The organism is Actinokineospora sp. NPDC004072 (genome assembly GCF_053604195.1).
This window is the reverse complement of the sequence record NZ_JBSGHB010000011.1, coordinates 14,254-35,476: the sequence shown is the minus strand read 5'-3', so window position 1 is coordinate 35,476 and position 21,223 is coordinate 14,254. Positions and strand designations below refer to the sequence as shown.

At 72.8% G+C, this 21,223-nt stretch carries 13 protein-coding genes and 1 pseudogene; all 14 read left to right on the top strand.

All coding sequences use genetic code 11. From position 1 onward, the window contains the following. Positions 1-681 precede the first annotated feature (681 nt). Positions 682-1,866 carry an ROK family transcriptional regulator gene (locus ACWEPX_RS18220; protein WP_451898362.1) on the top strand — a complete coding sequence of 395 codons (1,185 nt, stop codon included), beginning with the start codon at positions 682-684 and terminating at the stop codon, positions 1,864-1,866. A 248-nt stretch (positions 1,867-2,114) separates the two neighbouring features. Then, on the top strand, positions 2,115-3,623 hold the full coding sequence (locus ACWEPX_RS18215) for a sugar ABC transporter ATP-binding protein (RefSeq protein WP_451898591.1): 1,509 nt from the start codon (positions 2,115-2,117) through the stop codon (positions 3,621-3,623). After that, positions 3,623-4,633, top strand: a complete 1,011-nt coding sequence (locus ACWEPX_RS18210; protein WP_451898361.1) for an ABC transporter permease — start codon at positions 3,623-3,625, stop codon at positions 4,631-4,633. Before ACWEPX_RS18215 ends, ACWEPX_RS18210 begins: the two co-directional genes overlap by 1 nt. Before the next feature lie 44 nt (positions 4,634-4,677). After that, positions 4,678-5,724, top strand: a complete 1,047-nt coding sequence (locus ACWEPX_RS18205; RefSeq protein ID WP_451898360.1) for a substrate-binding domain-containing protein — start codon at positions 4,678-4,680, stop codon at positions 5,722-5,724. 44 nt (positions 5,725-5,768) lie between these two features. Next, positions 5,769-6,941 (top strand): Gfo/Idh/MocA family protein, encoded by a 1,173-nt coding sequence (locus tag ACWEPX_RS18200; protein WP_451898359.1) that lies wholly within the window; start codon positions 5,769-5,771, stop codon positions 6,939-6,941. Between the two features lie 112 nt (positions 6,942-7,053). Beyond that, the gene (locus ACWEPX_RS18195) at positions 7,054-12,207 is read left to right on the top strand and encodes a ThuA domain-containing protein (protein ID WP_451898358.1); all 5,154 of its coding nucleotides are present in this window, start codon (positions 7,054-7,056) and stop codon (positions 12,205-12,207) included. A 138-nt stretch (positions 12,208-12,345) separates the two neighbouring features. After that, a complete protein-coding gene (locus ACWEPX_RS18190) occupies positions 12,346-13,506 on the top strand; it encodes an inositol-3-phosphate synthase (RefSeq protein ID WP_451898357.1) in 1,161 nt (386 codons plus the stop codon). 41 nt (positions 13,507-13,547) lie between these two features. Beyond that, entirely contained in the window at positions 13,548-14,378 is an 831-nt protein-coding gene (locus ACWEPX_RS18185; RefSeq protein WP_451898356.1) for an SCO3242 family prenyltransferase, read from the top strand. Then, a complete protein-coding gene (locus tag ACWEPX_RS18180) occupies positions 14,375-15,751 on the top strand; it encodes an EboA domain-containing protein (protein ID WP_451898355.1) in 1,377 nt (458 codons plus the stop codon). Before ACWEPX_RS18185 ends, ACWEPX_RS18180 begins: the two co-directional genes overlap by 4 nt. Continuing rightward, on the top strand, positions 15,748-16,611 hold the full coding sequence (locus tag ACWEPX_RS18175) for a TatD family hydrolase (protein ID WP_451898354.1): 864 nt from the start codon (positions 15,748-15,750) through the stop codon (positions 16,609-16,611). The genes ACWEPX_RS18180 and ACWEPX_RS18175 overlap by 4 nt, the downstream gene beginning before the upstream one ends. Then, positions 16,608-17,594 (top strand): annotated as a pseudogene (gene eboE, locus ACWEPX_RS18170) (metabolite traffic protein EboE); the annotation flags it as partial. The gene ACWEPX_RS18175 and the pseudogene eboE, both read left to right, overlap by 4 nt. 428 nt (positions 17,595-18,022) lie before the next feature. Beyond that, positions 18,023-19,372 carry an alkaline phosphatase family protein gene (locus tag ACWEPX_RS18165; protein WP_451898353.1) on the top strand — a complete coding sequence of 450 codons (1,350 nt, stop codon included), beginning with the start codon at positions 18,023-18,025 and terminating at the stop codon, positions 19,370-19,372. Further along, a complete protein-coding gene (locus ACWEPX_RS18160; RefSeq protein WP_451898352.1) occupies positions 19,369-20,373 on the top strand; it encodes a sugar phosphate isomerase/epimerase family protein in 1,005 nt (334 codons plus the stop codon). Before ACWEPX_RS18165 ends, ACWEPX_RS18160 begins: the two co-directional genes overlap by 4 nt. A gap of 9 nt (positions 20,374-20,382) precedes the next feature. After that, positions 20,383-21,213, top strand: coding sequence for a sugar phosphate isomerase/epimerase family protein (locus ACWEPX_RS18155; protein WP_451898351.1), 831 nt, complete (start codon positions 20,383-20,385; stop codon positions 21,211-21,213). The last annotated feature ends 10 nt before the right edge of the window (positions 21,214-21,223 follow it).

Genomic DNA, 21,223 nt, shown 5'->3' with positions numbered 1-21,223 from the left:
GCTCATCACCCCAGATGATGCGGCCATCTGAACTCGCGTCCCAGATGATCCGATCATCTGGGACGCTATTCATATGATCGGATCATCCGTTCGGTAGGCGGTGTTCGGGTCCAGAGGAACGATCGGGATTGTCACGTCATCTCGGATTCCACTCCAGATGGTCACATCATCTGGGGTCGGCATTCAGATGTTCCGATCATCTGGGCGGGCCGTTCGGATGGGCTGACCATCTGGAATGGACACGGCCATCTTCTGCGCGTGGCTCGGGCTGGGAGAGGTTTGAGCCGTGGTGCCGGTTTCGGTGAGGCGTGAGTTGGCGCCGGTTCGTCGCCGCTTGGATTGTGGTGCCGGGTTCGGCGGGGCTTGGTTGTAGTGCCAAGTTCAGTGGGGCTTGGCTGTGGTGTTGGACTTGGTTTGTGGGCCGGGTTCACCGGGTTTGGGTTGCGGTGCCGGGTGCAGTGGGCTTGGTTGTGGTGCCCGGTCCACTGCGGCCTGGGTTGTGGTGCCGGGTTCGGTGAGGGTTGAGATGGGGTGCGAGATTCGGTGGGGCTGGACGTTCTGATGTCGGGGTGCTCGGCGTGGGTGTGGTGGAGCGGGAATTGGGCTTGGTTGGCTGATGGGGGGTGGCCCTTTGGGTGTTCAATGTGCGGCGTCGAGTAGATGGGGTTGGTGGAGGTGGGTATGGGTGGGCGGCGGGTTCGGGTGGGGTCGGTGGAGCAGGGGCGGATGTTGGGGGTGTTGCGGGATGAGGGGGCTTTGTCGCGGGTGGCGTTGGGGGAGCGGTTGGGGTTGCCTCGGGCTCGGTTGGCGGGGGAGCTTGGGCGGTTGATCGAGGACGGGTTGGTGGCCGTGGGTGGGCCTGCGGCGAGCCGGGGTGGGCGGCGGTCGACGTTGGTGCAGTTGGCGGGGGATCTGCGGGTCATCGGGGTTGACATCGGGGCGACGTCGATCAGCGTCGCGGTGACCGATGGGCGGTGCGAGGTGCTGGCGGCCGACAGCGAGGAGTGCGAGGTCCGGCTGGGGCCGGTGGAGGTGCTGCGGCGGGTGCGGGAGCTCGCGGAGCGGACGGTGGCGCGGGCGCCGGGCAGGCTCATCGGGGCCGGGATCGGGTTGCCCGGGCCGGTGAGCTTCCGGGACGGCATGCCGGTTGCGCCGCCGATCATGCCCGGATGGGACCGCTACCCCGTGCGCGACGAGCTGGCCGGGGCGCTGGGGTGTCCGGTCACCGTGGACAACGACGTCAACGTCATGGCGTTGGGGGAGCGGCACGCAGGCGTCGCACGCAGCCTCGACGACCTCATCTTCGTCAAGGTGGGCACCGGGATCGGGTGCGGGATCGTCGTGGGTGGACGGGTCTACCGCGGGGTCGCGGGCAGTGCGGGGGACATCGGGCACGTGCGGCTGGACGACTTCGGGCCGCCCTGCGCCTGCGGGGAGGTCGGCTGCCTGGAGGCGTTCTTCGGCGGCGCGGCCCTGGCCCGCGACGGGCTCGCGCTGGCGCGGACCGGCCGTTCGTCCGCGCTGGCCGAGGTCCTGGCCGCCAACGGCACGCTGACCGCCCGCGACGTGGGCGCCGCCGCCGCGGCGGGCGACTTCGCCGCGGCCAGCCTGGTCCGCGAGGGCGGGCGGCGGCTCGGGCAGGTCGTCGCCTCGCTGGTCAGCTTCCTCAACCCGGGCATGGTGGTCATCGGCGGCGGCGTGTCCCGGCTCGGGCACGCGCTGCTCGCCGAGGTGCGCAGCGCCGTCTACCGGAGGTCGCTGCCGCTGGCCACCGGCAACCTGCCCATCGTCCTCTCCGAGCTCGGCGACCAGGCGGGCGTCATCGGCGCCGCGTGGTCGGCGACCGAGCGCGTCTTCACCGCCTGAGCAGGCCCCCGCGCGGCTGACGCGCGCCCGCCGGGTGGCACAAAGATGACAGTCACAAACTCGCCACACCCCCAGATACGGCACAACCGAAGACAAGTTTCGGCTGTTGGACGCACACTTTTGTTGATTGTCAGCAAAAGTTGCGGTCGATCGCTACTCTCTTCGGACTATTGCGAGCAATATCCCTGGTGAATCAGGCTGCCGCCCGTGAGGTCAGCCACACAAGGGAGGCCGCTGTGCTGCTGGCGATGACGGGGATCGGCAAGAGCTTCCCCGGCGTGCGGGCGCTCGACGGGGTCGACCTCGTGGTCGAGCCGGGCGAGGTGCACTGCCTCCTCGGCCAGAACGGCGCGGGCAAGTCGACGCTGATCAAGGTGCTGGCCGGGGCCCACCAGCCCGACGAGGGCGAGATCCGCTGGCAGGGGCAGCCGGTGCGGCTGTCGTCGCCGGTCGCCGCGCTGCGGCTGGGCGTGGCCACGATGTACCAGGAGCTGGACCTGGTCGCGGACATCTCCGTCGCCGAGAACGTCTTCCTCGGCCACGAGCCCGCCCGGTTCGGCTTCACCCGCAAGGGCGCCGCGCGCACCGCGGCCGCCGCGCTCATGCGCAGGCTCGGCCACCCGGAGATCCACCCCGACCGCCCGGTCGGCTCCCTCTCCGCGGCGGGCCAGCAGCTGGTCTCGATGGCCAGGGCGCTGGCCCACGACGCCCGGCTGATCGTCATGGACGAGCCCACCGCCGCGCTGGCCTCCGACGAGGTGGACAACCTCTTCCGCATCGTCGCCGAGCTGACCGCCGACGGCGTGGCCATCGTCTACATCTCCCACCGGCTGGAGGAGATCCGGCGCATCGGCAGCCGGGTCACGGTGATCAAGGACGGCCGCACGGTCGCCACCGGCCTGCCCGCCGACACCCCCACCTCCGACCTCGTCGACCTCATGTCCGGCCGCAAGGTCGAGACCGTCTTCCCGCAGCGCGACGAATCCACAGTGGACCCCGAGACCGAGGTCCTGCGGGTGTCCGGCCTGTCCCGCAAGGGCGAGTTCGCCGACGTCGGCTTCAGCGTGCACGCCGGGGAGATCGTCGGCATCGCCGGTCTGGTCGGCGCGGGCCGCAGCGAGATCCTGGAGACCATCGCGGGCGCGCGCAAGCCCGACCGGGGCGAGGTCGCCGTCGACGGCAGGCGGCTGCGGCCGGGCAGCGTGCCCGCCGCGGTCCGGGCGGGCGTCGGCCTGGCCCCCGAGGAGCGCAAGAGCCAGGCGCTGCTGCTGGACCTGCCGCTGGCCCACAACGTGACCCTGGCCAGCCTGCCCGCCTACAGCACCGCGGGCTACCTCGACCGCGCCCGCGAGCACCGCGACGCCAAGGCGACGCTGGAGCGGCTGGAGCTGCGCCCGGCCGACCCGCGCAGGCTGGTCGGCACCTTCTCCGGCGGCAACCAGCAGAAGGCCGTCGTGGCCCGCTGGCTGGTGCACGGCTGCCGGGTCCTGCTGCTGGACGAGCCCACCCGCGGCGTCGACGTCGGCGCCCGCGCCGAGCTCTACCGGCTCATCCGCGAACTGGCCGCGTCCGGCGTCGCCGTGGTCCTGGTCTCCAGCGAGGTGCCCGAGGTGCTCGGCCTCGCCGACCGGGTGCTGGTGCTGCGCGAGGGCCACGTGGTCGCCGACCGGCCCGCCGCCGACCTCACCGAGGCCGCGGTTCTGGATCTAGTCATGGAGGGCAGCACGCACGCCCTCGACCCCGAGGAGGCGATCTGATGGCCGCGCCCGAGCAGACGGCGGTGCGGGCGGAGTCCCCGGCTCCGCAGCCGCCGAGCAGACCCGCGAGCAGGCTGGACCTGCGGCTGGCCGGGCTGCTGGGCGTGCTGGTGGTGCTGTGCATCGTCGGGTACGCCACGAAGCCGGAGAGCTTCCTGACCGAGGCCAACATCTCCACCATGCTGCGCCTGGCGGCGGCCATCGGCGTGGTCAGCGTCGGCATGACGTTCGTGATCATCAGCGGCGGCATCGACCTGTCGGTCGGCTCGATCGTCGCGCTGGCCAGCGTGTGGGCCACGACCCTGGCCACGCAGTCCTACGGCCCCGTGGTGATGGTGCTCTGCGCGCTGCTGGTCGGCCTGGCCTGCGGCCTGGTCAACGGGGTGCTCATCTCCTACGGGAAGATAGTGCCGTTCATCGCAACCCTGGCGATGTACGCCTCCGCGCGCGGCCTGGCCGAGCGCATCTCCGGGCGGCGCACCCAGGTGGTCAGCGAGACCGGGTTCACCGACTTCTTCCGCGGCGACCTGCTCGGCGTGCCCATCCTGATCTGGATGCTGGCGCTGGTCTTCGCCGTCGGCTGGGTCGTGCTCAACCGCACCACCTTCGGGCGGCGCACCTTCGCCGTCGGCGGCAACGCCGAGGCCGCGCGGCTGGCGGGCATCAACGTCAAGCGGCACACCGCGCTGGTCTACGGCATCGCCGGGCTCTGCTGCGGCATCGCCGCGATCATGGTCGTCGCCCGCACCACCTCCGGCGCCTCCACCAACGGCATGTTCTACGAGCTGGACGCGATCGCGGCGGTCGTCATCGGCGGCACCCTGCTCAGCGGCGGGCGCGGCAGCCTGATCGGCACCCTCATCGGCGTGCTGATCTTCACCGTGCTGAACAGCATCTTCACCCAGAACAACCTCGACACCGACGTCCAGAACATCGCCAAGGGCGTGATCATCGTCGCCGCGGTCCTGCTGCAGCGCACCACCGCCCGGCGCAGCGCCGACAAGACCTGACCTCGGCCCACCCCCCACCCGCACACACCTGCTGGAGATTCGCCATGCCCTCGTTCGACCGCCGCAAGTTCCTGTGGGGCTCCTCCGCCGTCGGCGCGACCGCGGTCCTGGTCGGCTGCACGTCCAACGCGGCCCTGACCGACAACACCGCAGCCGTCGCGGGCCAGACCGGGGCCAACAGCGCCCCCGGCTCGCCCGTCACCATCGGCTTCTCCGCGCCCGCCGCCGACCACGGCTGGATGGCGGCCATGACCAAGAACGCCCGCGCCCAGGCCGAGCGCTTCCCCGAGGTCACCTTCAACGCCACCGAGGGCACCAACGACGTCAACCAGCAGATCGCGCAGGTCGAGACGCTGATCAACGCCGGGGTCGACGTGCTGGTCATCCTGCCCTTCGACGGCAACGCGCTCACCGCGGTCGGCAAGCAGGCCATGGACAAGGGCATCCCGGTGATCAACGTCGACCGGGTCTTCGACACCGCGCTGGCCTACCGCACGTGGATCGGCGGCGACAACTACCGGATGGGCGTCAACGCGGGCAACTACATCGCCGAGCAGATGAAGGCCAAGAACGTCGCCAACCCGATCATCGGCGAGGTGGCGGGCATCGACTCGCTGCCGCTGACCCAGCAGCGCAGCAAGGGCTTCGCCGACGCGCTGGCCGGGCACGGCTTCAAGGTCGGGCCGCGGGTGGCCGCGCAGTTCACCCCCGAGTCCGGCGAGCAGCAGACGGCCAACCTGCTGCAGGGCGCGCCCAAGCTGGACGCGCTGTGGAACCACGACGACGACCAGGGCATCGGCGTGCTGGCCGCCATCGACAGCGCCGGCCGCGACGAGTTCATCATGGTCGGCGGCGCGGGGTCGCGGAACATGATGGACCTGATCAAGGCCGACTCCGGCGTCGTCAAGGCGACCGTGCTCTACAGCCCGTCGATGGCCTCCTCGGCGATCGCGCTGGCCCGCCTGCTCGGCCAGAGCAAGGGCATCGGCGACCTGGCCGAGCACGAGATCCCGGCGTCCATCACCACCTACTCCGCGGTCGTCACCAAGGAGAACGTCGACCAGTACATGGACGTGGGCTTCGATTCCTGAGTGGACGCCGAGCTGGGAGTGCGGGAGATGACGGAGGGCGAGGGATGACAGGGGAAATCGGCATCGGGATGATCGGGCACGCCTTCATGGGCGCCGTGCACTCCCAGGCGTGGCGCACCGTGCACCGGTTCTTCCCGGTGCCGCTGGCGCCGCGGCTGGCGGTGCTGTGCGGCCGCGACGGCGCCCGGACCCGGGACGCGGCGGCGCGGCTGGGCTGGCCCGCGGTGGAGACCGACTGGCGGGCGGTGGTGGAGCGGGCGGACGTGCAGGTGGTCGACATCTGCACCCCGGGGGACACCCACGCCGAGATCGCGCTGGCGGCGCTGGCGGCGGGCAAGCACGTGCTGTGCGAGAAGCCGCTGGCCAACTCCGTCGCCGAGGCCGAGGCGATGGCCGAGGCCGCGGCGGCGGCCGCGGCGCGGGGCGTGCGCTCGATGGTGGCGTTCAACTACCGGCGCGTCCCCGCCCTCGGCCTGGCCAGGCAGCTCGTCGCCGACGGCCGCCTCGGCGAGATCCGGCACGTGCGCGCGGTGTACCTGCAGGACTGGCTGGCCGACGAGAGCGCGCCGATGACCTGGCGGCTGCGCAAGGACAAGGCGGGCTCGGGCTCGCTCGGCGACCTCGGCGCGCACATCGTCGACGCCGCCCAGTGGGTGACCGGCCAGGAGATCAGCGGGGTGTCGGCGATCGCGGAGACCTTCGTGCGCAGCCGCCCGTCCGGCGGCGGCGCCCACGACGAGGTCACCGTCGACGACGCCGCGCTGTTCCTGGCCCGGTTCTCCGGCGGCGCGCTGGGCTCGTTCGAGGCGACCCGCTACGCGCTGGGCCGCAAGAACGCGATGCGGCTGGAGGTCAACGGCAGCCGCGGCAGCATCGCCTTCGACTTCGAGTCCATGAACGAGCTGCGGTTCTACGACGGCGACGACGCGGGCCCCGAGGCCGGGTTCCGCCGGATCCTGGTCACCGAGCCGGAGCACCCGTACGTGGGCGCGTGGTGGCCGCCGGGCCACCTGCTCGGCTACGAGCACACCTTCACCCACGAGGTCGCCGACCTGCTGACCGCGATCGCCGCCGGGACCGACCCGGCCCCCGGGTTCGCCGACGGGCTGCGCGTGCAGCGCGTGCTCGCCGCGGTGGAGGCCAGCGCGGCGGGCGGTTCGGTGTGGACGCCGGTCGGCGCTGGCCAGGTCGAGATGACCGGGGCGGCGGCAGGCTGACCGATGGCGCCGCAGCCCCCGGCGTGCGGGCCGGGGGCTGCGGCATCGAACGAGAAAGGAGCGCTAGGCCCTTCCCGACGTTCCCACTGCTGAGAACAAGGAGAGCGTAACTGTGCAAGGCAAGAGAGGTCCTCTGCGGGCGGGCATAGCCGCGCTCGCGTTCGCCACGGGGCTGAGCGGCCTGGTGCTCACCGCGGCCCCGGCTTCCGCCCACGGCGCGCACGTGCTGGTCTTCTCCAAGACCGCGGGCTTCCGCCACGACTCCATCCCCGAGGGCATCGCGGCCATCACCCAGCTCGGCGCCGAGCACGGCTTCGAGGTCGACGCGACCGAGGACGCGGCCGCCTTCACCGACGAGAACCTGGCCAAGTACGCCGCCGTCATCTGGCTGTCCACCACCGGCGACGTGCTCAACCCCACCCAGCAGGCCGCCTTCGAGCGCTACATCGACGGCGGCGGCGGGTACGCGGGCGTGCACGCCGCGGCCGACACCGAGTACAGCTGGCCGTGGTACGGCGAGCTGGTGGGCTCCTACTTCAAGTCCCACCCGCAGATCCAGCAGGCCGACGTGCTGGTCGAGGACCACGACCACCCGTCGACGGCGCACCTGCCCGCCACCTGGACCCGCACCGACGAGTGGTACAGCTACCAGTCCAACCCGCGCGGGCGGGTCAAGGTCCTCGCCGCGCTGGACGAGACCAGCTACACCCCGACCGACCCCAGCGGCGACCACCCCATCGCGTGGTGCCAGAACGTGGCGGCGGGCCGCTCCTGGTACACCGGGATGGGCCACACCAAGGAGTCCTTCGCCGACCCGGCCTTCCGCCAGCACCTGCTCGGCGGCATCCGCTACGCCGCGGGCCTGGCCTCGGCCGACTGCGCCCCCGACCCCGACGCCCCGCCGACCGACGCCGACTTCGACCAGGTGACGCTGGCCCGCGGCCAGGAGAAGACCGGCGAGCCGATCGCGCTGGCCGTGCTGCCCGACCGCAAGGTCCTGCACACCTCCCGCGACGGGCGGGTCTGGCTGACCACCCCGGAGGCCACGACCACGCTGGCCGGGCGCGTCCCCGTCTACAACCACGACGAGGACGGCCTGCAGGGCGTCGCCATCGATCCGGACTTCGCGGAGAACCGCTGGGTGTACCTGTACTACGCCCCGCCGCTGGACACCCCGCCCGGGGACGCGCCGACCGACGGCACCGCCGCGGACTTCGCCCCCTACCAGGGCCACAACCAGCTCTCCCGGTTCAAGCTGACCGAGGACGGCGTGCTCGACGTCGCCAGCGAGCAGCGCATCCTGCAGATCCCCGCCGACCGCGGCATCTGCTGCCACGCGGGCGGTGAGATCGACTTCGACGCCCAGGGCAACCTGTACCTGTCCACCGGCGACGACAGCAACCCCTTCGCCTCCGACGGCTACACCCCGATCGACGAGCGCGCCACCCGCAACCCGGCCTACGACGCGCAGCGCTCCTCGGGCAACACCAACGACCTGCGCGGCAAGATCCTGCGCATCAAGGTCGACGAGGACGGCGGCTACCGCATCCCCGCGGGCAACCTGTTCCCCGAGGGCACGGCCAAGACCCGGCCCGAGATCTACGCGATGGGCTTCCGCAACCCGTTCCGCTTCGCCGTGGACAAGGCCACCGGCTGGATCCACCTCGGCGACTACGGCCCGGACGCGGGCTCGGCGAACCCCGCCCGCGGCCCCGGCGGCACCGTCGAGTTCAACCTGATCAAGGGCCCGGGCAACTTCGGGTGGCCGTACTGCATCGGCGACAACCAGCCGTTCGTGGACTACGACTTCGCCACCGGGACCTCCGGGCAGCCCTTCGACTGCGCGGCGCCCAAGAACACCAGCCCGAACAACACCGGTCTGGTCGACCTGCCGCCCGCCCAGCCAGCCTGGATCCCCTACGACGGCGGCTCGGTGCCGGAGTTCGGCACCGGCGGTGAGTCCCCGATGGGCGGACCCACCTACAACTTCGACCCCGAGCTCGACGTGGTCACCAAGTTCCCGGAGTTCTTCGACGGCAAGAACTTCGCCTACGAGTGGGACCGCGGCTGGATCAAGACCATCGACGTCGGCCCCGACGGGGAGCGCGGGGCGATCACCCCGTTCTTCAACTCGATGGAGCTGACCCGGCCGATGAACCTGGAGTTCGGCCCGGACGGCTCGCTGTACGTGCTGGACTACGGCAGCGGCTACTTCGGCGGCGCGCCCGACTCGGCGGTTTACCGGATCGACTACACCCGCGGCAACCACACCCCGGTCGCCAAGCTCAAGGCGGACAAGACCTCCGGTCCCGCTCCGCTGACGGTGAACTTCGACCCGGCGGGCACCGCCGACGAGGACGGCCCCGAGCTGAGCTACGCCTGGGACTTCGACGGCGACGGCACGACCGACTCGACCACCGCCGGGCCGGTCACCCACACCTACACCGCCATCGGCCAGTTCAGCGCCAAGCTGTCGGTCACCGACCCGACCGGGCTGACCGGCTCGGCGACGGTGGTCATCAACGTCGGCAACACCGCGCCGACGGTGAAGATCAACGCGCCCGCCGACGGCACGGTGTTCGCCTTCGGCGACCAGGTGCCGTTCTCGGTCACCGTGACCGACCCCGAGGACGGGGAGATCGACTGCTCGAAGGTGACCGTGGAGTACATCCTCGGCCACGACAGCCACGGCCACCCGCTGTCGCGGGAGACCGGCTGCGAGGGCACGATCGCCACGCCCACCGACGGCGGGCACGGGGCCGACGCCAACATCTTCGGCGTCATCAACGCCTCCTACACCGACGGCGGCGGCGAGTCCGGCCCGCTGACCGGCTCCGACGAGGTGGTCCTGCAGCCGAAGACCAAGCAGGCGGAGTTCTTCACCACGCAGAGCGGCGTCCAGGTCGTCGAGGCCGGTGGCGCGGCGGGCAACAAGCGCGTCGGCTACATCGAGAACGGCGACTGGATCATGTTCGACCCGGTGAACCTCGCCGGGGTCGGCGGCATCGGCTACCGGGTGTCCTCCGGCGGCGCGGGCGGGATCATGGAGGTGCGCTCCGGCGCGCCCGACGGCCCGCTGGTGCAGTCGGTCGCCATCGGCAACACCGGCGGCTGGGAGACCTACGCCGACATCCCGGTCGCGCCGATCACCCCGGTCGCGGGCACGCACCCGCTGTACCTGGTGTTCAAGGGCTCCGGCTCGGGCGGGCTGTTCGACATCGATGAGATCCGCTTCCACACCGGCGAGGTCGCCCCGCGCACGCTGGTGCCCGCGGAGTCCTACGACGAGATGCAGGGCGTCAACCTGTTCGACGACGCCGCGGCGCAGGACGGCCGCCAGGTCGGCGACGTGCACAACGGCGACTGGATCGCCTTCGACGGCATGGACCTGGCCCAGGTGACCGGCATCGGCTACCGGGTGGCGTCCAACGCGGCAGGCGGCACCATCGAGGTCCGCGCCGACAGCCCGGACGGCCGGCTGCTCCAGACGGTCGCGGTGGGCAACACCGGCGGGTGGCGCACCTACGCCAACCTGCCGCCCGCCCCGGTGACCGACCCGGGCGGCGCGCACCGGCTGTACTTCGTGTTCAAGGGCGCAGGCCCCGAAGCGCTGTTCGACGTCGACACGATCGTCTTCGCGGGCACGCTCACGCGGTCCTGCCAGCCGCAGACGCCGGAGGAGGGCTACCGCAGCCTCTACGACGGCACCGCGGCCGCCTTGAAGGCGTGGCGCATGGCCGGTCCGGGCTCGTTCGCGCAGGACAACTGCTCGATGCGCTCGGTCGGCGGGATGGGCCTGCTCTGGTTCCCGGAGGAGTTCAACGCCTACAGCCTGCGCCTGGACTGGAAGATGGCGGGCGACGACAACTCCGGGGTGTTCGTCGGCTTCCCCGACCCGGGCGACGACCCGTGGGTCGCGGTGAACACCGGCTACGAGATCCAGATCGACGCCACCGACGCGCCCGACCGCACCACGGGATCGATCTACTCGTTCCAGAGCGCCGACATCGCCGCCCGCGACGCCGCGCTCAAGCCGCCGGGCCAGTGGAACGCCTACGAGATCACCGTGACCGGCCAGAAGATCAAGGTGTTCCTCAACGGCGCGCTGATCAACGAGTTCACCAGCACCGACCCGGCCCGCGACCTCACCCAGGGCCACATCGGCCTGCAGAACCACGGCAACGGCGACGACGTGTGGTTCCGCAACGTGCGGATCAAGGAGCTCGACATCACCGCGCCGAGCACCACGGCGACCACGGACCCGGCCCCGGCCGCGTCCGGCTGGCACACCACCGCGCCGGTCGCGGTGACGCTGGCCGCCTCCGAGCCCGGCACCACCGAGTACCGGGTCGGCGGGCAGTGGCAGCGCTACACCGAGCCGTTCGTGCTGGGTGAGGGCGTGCACGCGGTCGAGTACCGCTCGACCGACGCCGCGGGCAACGTCGAGCAGACCAAGACCGTCGAGGTCAAGGTCGACGCGACCGCGCCGCTGACCACCGCGGAGTTCGACGCCGACTGGAGCGACTCGGCCGTCGCGGTGGCCCTCACCGCGGCCGACGAGGTCTCCGGCGTCGCCGCCACCGAGTGGAGCCTCGACGGCGGCCCGTGGACCGCCTACAGCGGACCGGTTTCGGTGTCCGGCGACGGCGAGCACACGCTGCTCTACCGCAGCCGCGACGCCGCGGGCAACGCCGAGGTCGACAAGGCCGCGACCATCAAGATCGACGCCACGGCGCCGACCCTGCTGGTCTCCGGCATCGCCGCGGGCCGGGTCTACGGCGACGCCACCGACCTGGTGGTGACCTGGACCGGCGCGGACGAGACCTCCGGGCTGCGCTCGGTGACCGGCCGCCTCGACGGGGCCGCGATCGACTCCGGCGACCTGGTGGCCCTGCACACGCTGCGCCTGGGCACCCACGAGCTGGTCGTGACCGCGGTCGACAACGCGGGCAACCGCACGGTCAGCCGCATCCCGTTCGCCACGACCACCTCGCTGCGCGACATGGGCCAGCTCCTCGACCGCTTCAAGGCGAGCAACCGCCTGACGGCCAAGGAGTACAAGGACCTGTCCAAGCAGCTGGCCAAGGTGCGCAAGGCCGAGGCGGGCGGCGACGACCGCAAGGCCGCGCGCGAGCTGGAGAAGTTCAAGCGCCAGCTCGCCTCGGTGGCCGACCGGGCGGTCCGCGACGTGCTCACCCGCGACGCCGACCACGTGCTCGGCGTGCTGACCGGCGCCTCCGACGGCAGGAGGTCCGGCCGCCAGTAGTTGTCCGACGGTCGCCGGGGGGCATCGGGGCTCCCCGGCGACCGCCAGCGGAAAGGGGAAGGCGATGGCGCCTGCAGTGCCGACCGCCGGTCACCGGGCCGCGCCCGGGGCCCGCAGCGGGAACCGGGAGGTGCGGCGATGACGGCCGAACGCATCGGGCTCTGGCTCGTCGGCGCCCGCGGGTCGGTGGCGACCACGGCGGTGTGCGGCCTGGCCGCGCTGCGCGCCGGGCTCGTGCCGCCGACCGGCTGCGTCAGCGAGCGGCTGGCCGGGGTCGAGCTCGCCGCCTGGGACGACATCGTCGTCGGCGGGCACGACCTGGTGCCCACCCCGTACGGGAAGCGGGCCGAGGACCTGGCCAAGGCCGGTCTGCTGCCCCACCACCTGCTGGGCCCCATCGCCCCCGCCCTCCGCGCCGCCGACGCGGAGGTCCGCGACGGCTACCACCCGGCGACGCACCGCGGGCCCCAGGAGCTCGCGGTGCGCCGCCTGGCCGCCGACCTCACCGCCTTCCGCGCCGAGCACGGCCTGGCGCGGGTGGTGGTGGTCAACGTGGCCTCCACCGAGGCGCCGGTGCCGCAGGCGCCGGAGTTCGCCGACCTGGCCGCGCTGCGCTCGGCCCTGGCCGACCCGGCGGCGGCCGTGCTGCCGCCGAGCAGCGTCGTCGCCTTCGCCGCGCTGACGGCGGGCTGCTCCTACGCGGACTTCACCCCGTCGACCGGCGTCGCGCTGCCCGCGCTGGACGAGCTCGCCCGCGAGCGGGCCGTGCCGTACGCCGGGCGCGACGGCAAGACGGGGGAGACCCTGCTGCGGACCGCCCTGGCCCCGATGTTCACCGACCGCGCGCTGCGGGTGCTGTCGTGGTCGGGCACGAACCTGCTCGGCGGCGGCGACGGCGCCACCCTGTCCGACCCGGCGCACGCGCAGAGCAAGCTGCGCTCGAAGGCCGACGGCCTCGCCGCGCTGCTCGGCGGCCCGGTCGCCGCGCCGCTGCACATCGACAACGTGCCGGACCTGGGCGAGCGCAAGATCGCCTGGGACCACGTGTCGTTCGAGGGCTTCCTCGGGGCCCGGATGAGCCTGCAGTTCACCTGGACCGGCCTGGACTCCTCGCTGGCCGCCCCCCTGGTGCTGGACCTGGCCCGCCTGCTGGCCGCGGCCCACGCCGCCGGGCGGTCCGGGGTGGTGCCGGAGCTGGGCTTCTTCTTCAAGGACCCGTTGGGCTCCACCGAACACCGCCTCGACCACCAGAGCGCCGCCCTGACCGAGTGGGCCCGATCCCTGGGCAGGCCGCGATGAACGCGCGCAACGGGTCTGCCCGCGCATCTGCACGGTCCTCGTTGGGGGCCTACGTCGAACTCGTGCGCGCCCCCGCGGCGTTGACCGTGCTCGGCGACACCGTGGCCGGGGCCGCGTTCGGCGCCGGGCTGCGCGGGCGGCGGCTGGCGCTGCCCGCGGCGTCGGTGGCGCTGTACTGGGCCGGGATGGCGCTCAACGACTGGTCGGATCGCGCGCTGGACGCCGTCGAGCGGCCGGAGCGGCCGATCCCGTCCGGGCGGGTGCGGCCGGGCGCGGCCCTGGGCGTGGCCGCGGGGCTCACCGCCATCGGACTGGGGCTCGCCGCCGCGGCCGGACGGCTGAAGGTCGCGGTGCCGCTGGCCGCGGCGGTGTGGGCCTACGACACGGTGCTCAAGTCGACGCCCGCCGGCCCCGCGGCGATGGCCGCCTGCCGGGGGCTGGACGTGCTCATGGGCGGCGGCCGGGCCGCGCTGCCCGCCGCGCTGGCGCTCGGCGGGCACACCCTCGGCGTGACGGTGCTGTCCACCGGCGAGGTGCACGGCGCCCCGCCCGCCGCAGCCAGGGGCGCGGTCGCCACGACCGCCGCCGCCGCGCTGGTGGCGGCCACCGGCCGGGCCGCGTCGCTGCGGCACCGGCTGCTCGGCGCGGCCGGGGCGGCGGCCTACGCCGGGTTCGTCGGGTCGGCGCAGCTCGCGGCCGCCCGGGAGCCCAGCGCCGCCGCCGTGCGCGGGGCGACCAAGGCGGGCATCCACGGGATGGTGCCGCTGCAGTCGGCCCTGGCCGCCCGCGCGGGATCCATCCGGTCGGCGCTGGTGGTGGCGGGCGCGCTGCCGCTGGCCCGCAGGCTGTCGCGGAAGGTGGGACCGACATGACCTTCGAGCTCGGCTACGGCACCAACGGGTTCGCCAACCACCGGCTGCACGACGCGCTGGCGGTGATCGCCGACCTCGGCTACACCGGGGTCGCCCTGACCCTCGACCACCACCACCTCGACCCGTTCGGCCCGAACCTGGCCGCCGAGGTCGAGCGGGTCGCCGCGCGGCTGGACGCGCTGGGGCTGCGGGTCGTGGTGGAGACCGGCGCCCGCTACCTGCTCGACCCCACCCGCAAGCACCACCCGACGCTGGTCAGCGACGACCCCGGCCCCCGCGTCGACTTCCTGCTGCGGGCCGCCGACATCGCCGCCGACCTCGGCGCGGACTGCGTGTCGTTCTGGTCGGGGGTGTCCGATGTGGACGAGAACACGGCGTGGGGCAGGCTGCGCGACGGCGTAGCCCGGCTGCTCGACGCCGACCCCCGGGTGCCCCTCGGCCTGGAGCCGGAGCCCGGGATGGTCGTGCAGCACCTGGCCGAGGCGCTGACCCTGCGCGCGGAGCTGGGCGAGCCGCGGCAGCTCGGGATCACCCTCGACGTGGGCCACTGCGTGGCCGTGGAGCCCGACGACGCGGCGACCTGCATCCGGCAGGCGGGGGAGCTGCTGGTCAACGTCCAGCTCGACGACATGCTGCCCGGCGTCCACGAGCACCTGGAGTTCGGCGCGGGCAGCCTCGACCTGGCCGCGACCCTGGCCGCGCTGGCCGAGGTCGGCTACACCGGCCTGGCCGCCGTCGAGCTGCCCCGGCACTCCCACGCCGCCCCCGAGGTCGCGCGCCGGTCGTACGCGGCGCTGCGCGCGGCGCTGGACCCGCCGTGGCTGGCCGACGCCGAGGCCGCCGTGCGCGCCGACGCCGCGGCGATCCGGGCGCTGTTCCCGGCCGTCGGCCGCCACGTGGGCCGCGGGGCCGTGCGCCCGCGGCTGGACCCGCAGGGGTGGGTGCACGGCACGGTGGACGACCTGGCGCGGGCGCGGCTCGTCGCGGCCCTGCCGGACGCTGGCGAGCTGGCCGACCTCTACCGCTACGGCGACGACGCCGAGAAGCGCGGCGTGCTGCGCGGGCTGGCCGCATCGACCGACCCGTCGGTCGGCGTGCCGATCGTGCTGGACGCCCTGCGCACCAACGACCCGCGCCTGGTGGCCGCCGCGCTCGGCCCGTTCGCCGCGGCCCACCTCGACCGCCACGCCTGGCGCCACGGGGTGCTCAAGTGCCTGTTCATGGGCATCCCGCTGCGCGCGGTGGCGCGGCTGGACGAGCTGGCCGACGACGAGCTGATCCGCATGGTGGCCGACTACGCCGCCGAACGCCGAGCGGCCGGGCGCACCGTCCCGGCCGACGCCGCCGACCTGCTGGGAAGGGCCCGCGCATGAGGATCTTCGACCCGCACATCCACATGACCTCCCGCACCACCGACGACTACGAGGCGATGCGCGCCGCGGGCGTGCTGGCGGTCGTGGAGCCCGCCTTCTGGCTCGGCCAGCCCCGCACGAGCGCGGCGAGCTTCGCCGACTACTTCGACGCCCTGATCGGCTGGGAACGCTTCCGCGCGGCCCAGTTCGGCATCCGCCACCACTGCACCATCGCCCTGAACCCCAAGGAGGCCAACGACCCGCGGTGCGCGCCGGTGCTCGACCTGCTGCCGCGCTACCTGGCCAAGGACGGCGTGGTCGCCGTCGGCGAGGTCGGCTACGACTCGATGACCCCGGAGGAGGACACCGCCTTCGCCCGCCAGCTGGAGCTGGCCGCGGAGTTCGGGCTGCCCGCCCTGGTGCACACCCCGCACCGGGACAAGGCCGCCGGGACCGCCCGCACGCTGGCCGTCGTCGCCGAGTCGGGCCTGCCGCCCGAGCGGGTGGCCGTGGACCACCTCAACGAGGTGACGGTCAAGCAGGTCAAGGAGTCCGGCTGCTGGATGGGCTTCTCGATCTACCCCGACACCAAGATGGACGAGGAGCGCATGGTCGCCATCCTGAAGGAGTACGGCACCGAGCGCGTGCTGGTGAACTCCGCCGCCGACTGGGGCCGCTCCGACCCGCTGAAGACGGTGAAGACCGCTCAAGCCATGCTGGCCGCGGGCTTCAGCGAGTCCGATGTGGACACCGTGCTGTGGCGCAACCCGGTCGAGTTCTACGGCCAGAGCGGGCGGCTGGTGCTCGACGAGCTGCCCGGGTTCACCCCGTCGGCGGAGACGTTCTCCGGCAACTCGGTGCTGCGGGGCGGTGGGCGGTGATCTCCTACTGCACCAACGTCCACCCGGCCGAGACCGTCGCGGGCATCGTCGAGCAGTTGGACCGCTACAGCGTCCCGATCCGGGAGGAGCTGGGCGCCGACGTGCTCGGCCTGGGCCTGTGGCTGCCCGCGCCCGCGGCCCGCCACCTCGCCGCCGACCCCGCGGCCCGGCGCCGCTTCCGCCGCGAGCTGGACGTGCGCGGGCTGGCCGTGCAGACCCTCAACGCCTTCCCCTACCGCGGCTTCCACGAGCCCGTGGTCAAGCACTCGGTCTACCACCCGCGCTGGACGGAGAAGGCCCGGCTGGACTACACCCGCGACTGCGCCACCGTCCTGACCACCCTGCTGCCCGACGACGCCGAGTACGGCAGCATCTCCACCCTCCCGCTCGGCTGGCGCACCGAGTGGACCGCAGCCGACGACAGCCGCGCCACCGCCGCCCTGTCCGACCTCACCGACTACCTCGCCCGCCTCCCCCGCCCCATCCGCCTGGCCATCGAACCCGAACCGGGCTGCATCCTCGACACGGTGTCGGACGCGGTCACCTGGCTGGCGGGCCGCGTCGACCCCGACCACATCGGCATCTGCCTGGACACCTGCCACCTGGCCGTGTCCTTCGCCGACCCCGCCGCCGCCGTCCGCCAGATCACCGACGCGGGCCTGCGGGTGGTCAAGGTGCAGGCCTCAGCGGCCCTGGAAGCCCCCGCGGGCCACGCCGCCGCCCTGGCCCCCTACATCGAACCCCGCTACCTCCACCAGGTCAGAGCCGCCAAGAACGGCACCATCCACCCCAGCGACGACCTCCCCACCGCCTACACCACCCTCCCCCGCGACGCCCCCTGGCGCGTCCACTTCCACGTCCCCCTCCACCTCACCCCCGAACCACCCCTCACCACCACAACCCACGTCCTCACCGCCGCCTTGGCCGCCCTCCCCACCCCCACCCACATCGAAGTGGAGACCTACACCTGGCCCGTCCTCCCCACCCCATCCCCACCCACCGCCACCACCCACACATCACCGCCCCCCGTGCCCACCGCCACCCCGCCCACCTCACCGAACCCCCTGCCCACCTCGCCGAACCCCGTGCCCACCGCCACCCCACTCACATCAAGGAACCCCCCACACCTGCCCGAAACCACGCCCACCCCGCCCAAATCGGCGAATCCTTCACCCCTGGCCGAACCCACGACCACCCCAAACACAACAAAGGGTCCCCCACCACTCCCCGGGGGGACGACCCCTGGCCAGTCTATCGCCGCAGGGGTCGCTCAATCGGGTGAACGTGGTCCGTTGTGGACAACTCGGAAGCCGGAGGACACGCCTGTGGATGACGCCGAACGCAGGCGGCTGATCGAAGGTATAGCGGGGGAGCTGCGCTGGGCCGCGGCCAACCTGGAAGGGGTGCGCGGGTGAAGCCGTTGATCGTCATCGATGTCGTCGGCATGACACCGGCGCTGCTGCCGCACATGCCGAACCTGCGCGGGCTCGGGCAGCGGGCGGAGCTGAGGACCGTGCTGCCCGCGGTCACGTGCAGCGTGCAGTCGACGTTCCTCACCGGGCTCATGCCGAACCAGCACGGCATCGTCGGCAACGGGTGGTACTTCCGCGACCTCGGCGAGGTCTTCCTCTGGCGGCAGCACAACCGGCTGGTGCGGGGCGAGAAGCTGTGGGAGACGGCGCGCCGCAGCAGGCCGGACTACAAGGCCGCCAACATCTGCTGGTGGTACGCGATGGGCGCGAGCACCGACGTCACCGTCACCCCGCGCCCGATCTACCACGCCGACGGACGTAAGTCGCCCGACGCCTACGTGCGGCCGCCGGAGTTCCACGACCGGCTGGTCGGCGCGCTGGGCGAGTTCCCGCTGTTCCAGTACTGGGGGCCGACCGCGTCGCTGGCCTCCAGCGAGTGGATCGTCGGGGCCGCGCTGCGGACGCTGGCCGAGCACCGGCCGGACCTGCTGCTGGTCTACATCCCGCACCTGGACTACGACCTGCAGCGCTTCGGCCCGGACTCGCCGCAGGCCAGGGCCGCGGCCCGGGACGTCGACCGGGCGCTCAAGCCGCTGCTGGAGCAGGACGCGACCGTCGTCGCCCTCTCCGAGTACGGCATCACCGCCGCCGACCAGCCCGTCGACATCAACCGGGCGCTGCGCGAGGCCGGGCACCTGGAGGTCTACACCCAGGCGGGCATGGAGTACCTGGACCCGTGGACGTCGAAGGCGTTCGCGGTCGCCGACCACCAGGTCGCCCACGTCTACACCGACGAGCCCGCCAAGATCCGCGACCTGCTGCGTCAGCTCCCCGGGGTCGATGAAGTGCTCGACCGCGACGAGCAGGCCCGCTACGGCATCGACCACGAGCGCTCCGGCGACCTCGTGGCGATCGCCGAGCCGCGGGCGTGGTTCACCTACTACTACTGGCTCGACGACGAGCGCGCCCCCGACTTCGCCCGCGGGGTCGAGATCCACCGCAAGCCCGGCTACGACCCGGCCGAGCTGTTCTTCAACCCCGCCGACCCGCTGGTCAAGGCCAAGGCGGCGGCCAACCTGGCGCGCAAGAAGCTGGGCCTGCGGTACGCGATGAACGTCGTCCCCCTCGACCCGGCCCCCGTGCGCGGCACGCACGGGCGGCTGCCGGACAGCCCCGACGACGGCCCCGTCCTGCTGTCCAACGCCGACCTGGGCGCGGACCGCTTCGCCGCGACCGAGGTCCGCGACCTGCTGCTCACCCTCCAGGGCCTGAAAGGAAACCCGCGATGAGCCGACCCGTCACCCTCTTCACCGGCCAATGGGCCGACCTGCCGTTCGCGGAGGTCTGCGCGCTGGCCGCGCAGTGGGGCTACGACGGCCTGGAGATCGCCTGCTCGGGCGATCACTTCGAGGTCGACAAGGCCCTGGCCGACCCCGACTACGTCCCGGCCAAGCTCGCCCAGCTCGCCGAGCACGGCCTGAAGGTGTGGACGATCTCCAACCACCTCGTCGGCCAGGCGGTCTGCGACGACCCGATCGACTTCCGCCACCGCGACATCCTGCCCGCCCGCATCTGGGGCGACGGCGAGCCCGATGGCGTGCGGCAGCGCGCGGCCCAGGAGATGGCCGACACCGCCCGCGCGGCCCGCAAGCTCGGCGTGGACACCGTCGTCGGGTTCACCGGGTCGAAGACCTGGAAGTACGTGGCGATGTTCCCGCCGGTGTCCCAGGAGGTCATCGCCGACGGCTACGCCGACTTCGCCGAGCGGTGGAACCCGATCCTGGACGTGTTCGACCAGGAGGGCGTCCGCTTCGCCCACGAGGTGCACCCCTCGGAGATCGCCTACGACTACTGGACGACCCGCCGCGCGCTGGAGGCGGTCGGCAACCGGCCCGCGTTCGGGCTCAACTGGGACCCGTCGCACTTCATCTGGCAGGACCTCGACCCGGTCGGCTTCATCCTCGACTTCGCCGACCGCATCTACCACGTGGACTGCAAGGACACCAAGAAGCGCTTCGACGGCCGCAACGGCCGCCTCGGCTCGCACCTGGCCTGGGCCGACCCCCGCCGGGGCTGGGACTTCGTCTCCACCGGGCACGGCGACGTCCCGTGGGAGCAGTGCTTCCGCGCGCTCAACGCCATCGGCTACGCCGGTCCCATCTCCGTGGAGTGGGAGGACGCGGGCATGGACCGCCTGCGCGGCGCGGCCGAGGCCGTCCGCTTCATCCGCGACCTGCAATTCGACCCGCCGTCGACCTCGTTCGACGCCGCCTTCGCCACCGAACGCTGAAGGAGAGCCATGACCACCCGCCGCACCTTCCTCCGCAGCGCCGCCATCGGCGCCGCCACCATCGGCGCGGGCGCCGCGCTGCCGGGCGTCGCCGCCGCGGCCAGCAGCCGCTCCGGCCGGGTCCAGCGCAACGCCATCAGCATCCAGCTCTACACCCTGCGCGGCATCATGGGCGACGACCCGGAGCCGGTGCTGTCCGCGCTGGCCGACATCGGCTACCGCCGCGTCGAGCTGGCGGGCCTCTACGGCCGCTCGGCCGCGGAGATGGCCCGCATCCTGCGCCGCCACCACCTGCGCGCCACCTCGACGCACACCGGCCTCGACGGCGACCTCGACCAGGTCATCGCCGACGCCCGCACCCTCGGCCACCACTACGTCGTGGTCCCGTGGGCCAGCTACGGCACGCTCGCGGAGTGGACGGCCTTCGCCGACCGGCTGGAGCGGGCGGGCAAGGTCCTGCGGCGGGCGGGCCTGCAGGCCGGCTACCACAACCACGCCCACGAGTTCGCGCTGGTGGAGGGCAAGCGCCCGTTCGACGTCATCGCCGCCCGCACGACCGCCCACAACGTCCACTTCGAACTGGACCTCTACTGGGCCGTCGTCGCCGGGGTGGACCCGGTCGCGTTCTTCCGCCAGCACCACCCGCGGGTCCGCCAGTACCACGTCAAGGACCGCGCCCGCGACGGCGGCTTCGCCGACCTGGGCACGGGCACGATCGACTTCGCGGGCATCTTCTCCCGGTCGGCGGTCTCGGAGTACATCGTCGAGAACGACCAGCCCGCCGACGCCCTGGTGACCGCCGAGGTGGGCTACCACTACCTCCGCAACCTGCGCTGGTAGTCGCCCCCGG